This window comes from Mesorhizobium sp. M7A.F.Ca.AU.001.01.1.1 (genome assembly GCF_004022735.1).
Lineage (GTDB): Bacteria > Pseudomonadota > Alphaproteobacteria > Rhizobiales > Rhizobiaceae > Mesorhizobium > Mesorhizobium ciceri.
Genome location: NZ_RZPF01000488.1, coordinates 1 through 5,175 on the forward strand (window position 1 = coordinate 1; position 5,175 = coordinate 5,175).

The 5,175-nt window shown below is 63.1% G+C and carries 5 protein-coding genes; 4 read left to right on the forward strand and 1 reads right to left on the reverse strand.

Translation table 11 applies throughout. The annotated features are described in order from the left end of the window. The first annotated feature begins 528 nt into the window (after positions 1-528). A complete protein-coding gene (locus tag EN884_RS25130) occupies positions 529-1,203 on the forward strand; it encodes a Crp/Fnr family transcriptional regulator (RefSeq protein WP_164895142.1) in 675 nt (224 codons plus the stop codon). Here EN884_RS25130 and EN884_RS25135 read toward each other — a convergent pair whose 3' ends face one another. After that, positions 1,204-1,527: a hypothetical protein gene (locus EN884_RS25135; RefSeq protein ID WP_082826689.1), complete on the reverse strand. Its 324-nt coding sequence runs from the start codon at positions 1,525-1,527 to the stop codon at positions 1,204-1,206. A gap of 228 nt (positions 1,528-1,755) precedes the next feature. On the opposite strand from EN884_RS25135, the gene EN884_RS25140 reads away from it, so the two are divergent. The 3 genes from EN884_RS25140 (at position 1,756) to EN884_RS25150 (ending at position 5,145) form a co-directional block, all read left to right on the forward strand. Beyond that, positions 1,756-2,502, forward strand: coding sequence for a helix-turn-helix transcriptional regulator (locus EN884_RS25140; protein WP_063168640.1), 747 nt, complete (start codon positions 1,756-1,758; stop codon positions 2,500-2,502). A 162-nt stretch (positions 2,503-2,664) separates the two neighbouring features. Then, positions 2,665-2,958, forward strand: a complete 294-nt coding sequence (locus EN884_RS25145) for a hypothetical protein (protein WP_013530594.1) — start codon at positions 2,665-2,667, stop codon at positions 2,956-2,958. Between the two features lie 216 nt (positions 2,959-3,174). Next, positions 3,175-5,145: an acyltransferase family protein gene (locus EN884_RS25150; RefSeq protein WP_063168641.1), complete on the forward strand. Its 1,971-nt coding sequence runs from the start codon at positions 3,175-3,177 to the stop codon at positions 5,143-5,145. Positions 5,146-5,175: the final 30 nt, after the last annotated feature.

Consider the following 5,175-nt stretch of genomic DNA (forward strand, 5'->3'; position numbering starts at 1 on the left):
CATAAATCGGATCAAACGCGATGCGCTTTAGACGCTGTGGGTCAAAAAATGAAATCGGGCTGAGCAAGAGTCAACATCGGCCTTCATCACAGTAACTATCGTACAATTCTCCCCCCGGTCCTCCCCCTTCTTCGAACGGTCCCCAGGCCCAGCGCGACATGGCGCTTTTCATTGGCCAGCGGATTTTATCGGCGTGATCCGGCGCTCTCATGAAATATGTCGGTTTTGTACCAAATGGCGTTTGGTACGTTTCCGACACTAACATTCAGGCCGATCTTTTCATATGCGAACAGGCGTTGGGGGGCGCCGTGCTTCGAATTTCATATCGCATTGATATCTTTCTGCGTTCAGAGCCCCTATACATAGGCCATCGTCCTCACGTTTTTACGGGCACGGACGGCTGGGAGATTGGATGGCTCTTGCCCTGCATTGGGCCACGCCATGTCTGATCCCAACAAAAACTCTGATCCCGACAAAAAACCCAATCCCGACGGGAACCATCCGTACCGAAACCAATTGCTGCGGCGCATGCCTGCGGATGATCTGGCGTTGCTCGAGCCGCACATGCAGCGCTGCGACTTGCCATTGCGCATGATGCTGGTGACCCCGAATGTTCCGATCGAGGCCGTCTACTTCATCGAACAGGGCATTGGTTCGGTGGTCGCCAGCACGGCAAGCGGCCAAGAGGCCGAAGTGGGCTTCATCGGCTTCGAAGGCATGACGGGATACTCCCTGGTGATGGGCGACGACCGTGCGCCGCATGCCTGTTTTGTCCAACTCGAAGGCGAAGCGATCCGCATCGAAGCCGGCGCTTTCAAGGCAGCTTTGGAGGCAAGTACGACCTTGCGCATGTTCCTGCTGCGCTTCGTCAACGCACTACAAACCCAGGCCGGCTGCACCGCGCTCGTCAACGCGCGGCTGAAGCTCGAGGAGCGGCTGGCGCGATGGTTGCTCATGTGCGACGACCGGGTGACCGGCGAACATCTCGCCATCACCCACGAATTCCTGGCCATCATGCTTGGTGTCAGGCGGCCAGGCGTCACCGTCGCGCTTCAATTGCTCGAAGGCCGCGCGTTGATTCGCTCGAAACGGGGCGAGATCGTCATTCGCGACCGCGCCGGGCTGCTGGAACTCGCCAATGGCAGTTACGGCGAAGCCGAGGCCGAATATGCAAGGCTGATCGGCGAGATCGGCGCGGCCTGATCAGGAGCGGCTGCCGCCGGCATCCGGCTTGCCCGATGTCGCTTTGCCGGGCGGTGCCGCACCGCCTTTTATGGGCCCATCCCTGCCGATCGGCCCATCCCTGCCGATCGGCCCATCCCTGCCGATCGGCTCATCCTTGCCGATCGGCAAGCCGGCATGCTCCAGGCTTGCAAGCTTGCACTTCGTCTGCTCGGCCGCCGCTCCGACAAGGCAATCAATGGTGAACATGGCACCGGCGTGATCGCTTGCCGCGACCGCCTGGCGGATTTTCGTCAATTGCGCCTGCGTGTAGTCCAGAAGCTCGACCAGGTCGGTATGATCCAAACCGCCCTCCATTACAGGATGTCGAGAGGCCGATCCGAGGTCGCTCTTGCCACCGAAATACGCCCATTTACGCGGCTTGCATAGCCGGACTGTCAGAATCGTACAGCCTACGCTCTACGGGATCGTTGCCTATTGGCCAAAGGTCCATCTTCGCGCCAGCGCCACGGCATGCAAGTGTATATAAGCTATCGCTTGAATACTGGTCCGTACGTCTGTCGGGGAGATGTCGTGCCAATTCGCGAGAATCTCGCCGCCAATCTCAGGCGGCTGGTCCAGCGCCATGCTTCCGTCAGCGCGGTGTGCCGTGAGCTTGGCATCAATCGCACCCAGTTCGAGCGCTATCTGCAAGGCAAGGCGGTGCCCAACAAAACCACCGCCAGGCTGATCTGCGATTATTTCAAGATCGACGAAAACGAGCTGTATCGCGAGCCGGCTATTCCCGCAGCCAACGGCGACGGCAATGCATCGCTGCGCGAGGCACTGTACGAAAACATGGTGCGGCCGCCGTCGCCCGCCATCGCCGGCGGCACTTATTTCACCTATTTTTCGGTCCCCGGCCGCCCCGACCTTCTGATGCGCTCGGTCACCTTCCTGCGACGTGAGGCCGAGCTGGTCACCTTCAGGCGGGTGACGCGGTGGGCCCCGGGCGATGGCCAGGGTGGCGCCAGAATGCCCGGCAACCACTACGGCGTAGCGATCTCGCGCCTGAACTGGATCTATTTCACAGGCATCAACCGCCGCCAGACAAGCGAGCCCTCGATCATGACCGTACAGTGGGCTCCCATCTCCGAACCGGTTCTGGTCGGCAGGGCGATCGTCCTCACAGGATCGGGGCCGGCCTTTGTGCCGGTCATCATGCGGCAGGACGTCACCAGGGTCAGCATGAAGCGGGCGTTGCAGATGGCCCATATCGTCAGCCTCGACGACCCCAGCGTCGATCGACTGGTGGTCAGTCTCGCACGAGAGACCCGATAAACTCGCCTCCTACGGGAAAAATCGGGGAAAGTTTCAAGTTTTTCGGCTATATTTTTCCTCGTTTCGGCTTTTTTACGCAAAAAATGCCGGAACTTTCACCCAAACCTGTCGTTTTCCAATGGATCGTTGCTTCGACGATCCCAAAGCAATAGGAGAGTACCCATGAACATCAAGATGATCTGCTTGGGCGCCATGGCACTTTCGATGGTCGGCGGCGCGGCGTTTGCCAAAACGTCGGCTCTCGACGATCCAGCCAAGATGCAGCCCTTCTACACCGATAGCAGCATGAAGACGATGGTCAGCAACGACGACTTCGTGAAAGCCTGGAAGGCCCTTACGCCGGACGACCAGACCGCGATGATGAAGGCCTGCGAGGACGAGGCGAAGGACGCCACTGCGGCCAACAGCCATCCCGAATTCTGCAGCAGCGTGAAAGCGAACGGCGGCAGCAAGTAGCAGTCCAGCAACCCGAATGAGAAACAGCCCCGCGCGGGGCTGTTTTGCGTCTGCCGCAGGTGTGCAGACAAGCCAGCCACGCAAGGATCGGGCCCGGCCGGCACCCGGCCCATCTCCCCATTTCTGCCATGTTGCACTGCGATAATTTGTTGCATTGCGATATCGGCCTGCACCGCCGACATTGCACAGGGGCTGGGCTTGCACGAGGGAGCCGTCGTGGCAGCATCGTTCCGGCCGGACATACAAGGATTGCGCGCGCTCGCCGTCGGCGGCGTCGTCGCCTACCATTTCGGCCTCACCGCGCTCCCCGGCGGCTTTGCCGGCGTCGACATCTTCTTCGTCATCTCGGGCTGGCTGATATCGACCCATCTCATGCAGGAGATCGGCGAGACCGGCCGGCTCGACCTCTGGCGCTTCTATGCCAGGCGCGCGCGGCGGCTCCTGCCGGCAGCTTTGTTCGTCATCCTGGTCACGCTGGCCGCCGGCTACTTCATCCTGGCGCCGCAGGAGCAGGCGCTCTATTCGCGCGGCGCCATGTTTGCCTCCGCCTATGCCATCAATCTGTGGCTGCTGCGCTGGTCGTTCGACTATTTCGCCGCCGACGCCACCAGCAATCCCTTCATCCACTTCTGGTCGCTGTCGGTGGAGGAGCAGTTCTATCTGGCCTGGCCGGCGCTGCTTCTGCTGGCCGCCTGGCTGCGGCCGGGCCGGCGAACGGCCGCAGCCATGATCGGCGTGGTCGGCCTCGCCTCCTTCGCCGCCTGCCTGTGGCTGACCAGCGCGGCGCCGGCCTGGGCCTTCTATTTCTCGCCGCTGCGCGCCTGGGAGTTCGCTGCCGGCGGCCTGGCGACGCTGGTCCCCATGGCTTTGCTGCAGCACCGCATCTGGCTGCGGCCAGCCCTTGGCTGGCTCGGCCTGGCGCTGATTGCGACCGCCTATCGCCTGTTGAGCGAGGACCTGCCCTTCCCCGGCTGGTATGCACTGCTGCCGGTTGCCGGCACCGTGCTGGTGCTGCTGAGCGGCGGCTGCGGGGAACAGACCAACGGGCGGACCGACCGGCACGTCCTTGGCCCGGCCACCGCTTTGTCGCTGCCGCCCTTGCAATGGATCGGCACGCTCTCCTATTCGCTCTATCTCTGGCACTGGCCGGTCATCGTCTACGCCGGGATGCTGACGCCCGATCTTACGGTGCCGCAGCGGCTGGGCTGCGGCGTGCTGGCGCTGGCGCTGTCGGTGCTCACCTATCACCTCATCGAGAACCCGGCACGACGCGGCGCCTGGCTGACGGTGGGCGCTCGCGCGCTCGCACCCGCGCTGGCGCTGACCGGTGCCGGCGTGGCGGTCGCCTACGCCAATGCGCATCTGGCCACGCGCAACATCGGTCCCGAGCAGCGCGGCATCGAGCAGGCGGCCGAAAGACCTTCCATCGCGCGGGCCGTCGACAAGAACTGCCTGGCCGACTTCCAAACGGTGACGCCGAAACCCTGCACATTCGGCCCGGCCGATGCCACCCGCACCATCGTGCTGTTTGGCGATTCGCACGCCGACCACTGGTCGACGCCGCTGATCGAAGCAGCCAGGCGCAACGACACCAAGGTGGTCACCTACCTCAAATCATCGTGCCGCGCCTCGCGGCTCTCCACCTTCAACACGGTGCTGAAGCGCGACTACACCGAATGCGACGCCTGGCGCGAGCAGGCCATATCAGAGATCATCCGCCGCAAGCCGCGCCTGGTGGTGATCTCCGAATTTTCCATCGGCAATCTGACCCGCGATCTGCCCGCCGCCGAACGCACCGCCGAAGTGGCGCGCTGGCAGGCCGGCCTGCGCTCGACCTTGCAGGCCTTCAGCCGGGCCGGTGTCGAGACGGCAGTCATCCGCGACACGCCGATCAACGCCAGCTTCGCCGGCTCCTGCGTGGCGCGCACCCTGTGGTGGCGCGAGGCACCCTCGCCGCACTGCGACACGCCAAGGGCCGAAGCCGCCAACGACAGCACCGCCGCCACCGAGCGCGCCGTGGTGACCAGCGTGCCCGACACCCGCTACATCGACCTCACCAACCAATTCTGCGGCCCGACCTCCTGCCACGTCGTCATATCAGGCAAGCTGGCGTTTCGTGACAGGCACCATCTGGCGACGGGCTTTGCCGAGACACTGGCGGGGCCATTGGAGAGGGCCTTGTTTTAGGCGCCTGGGCATCTGCGCCCCGGTCTGTAT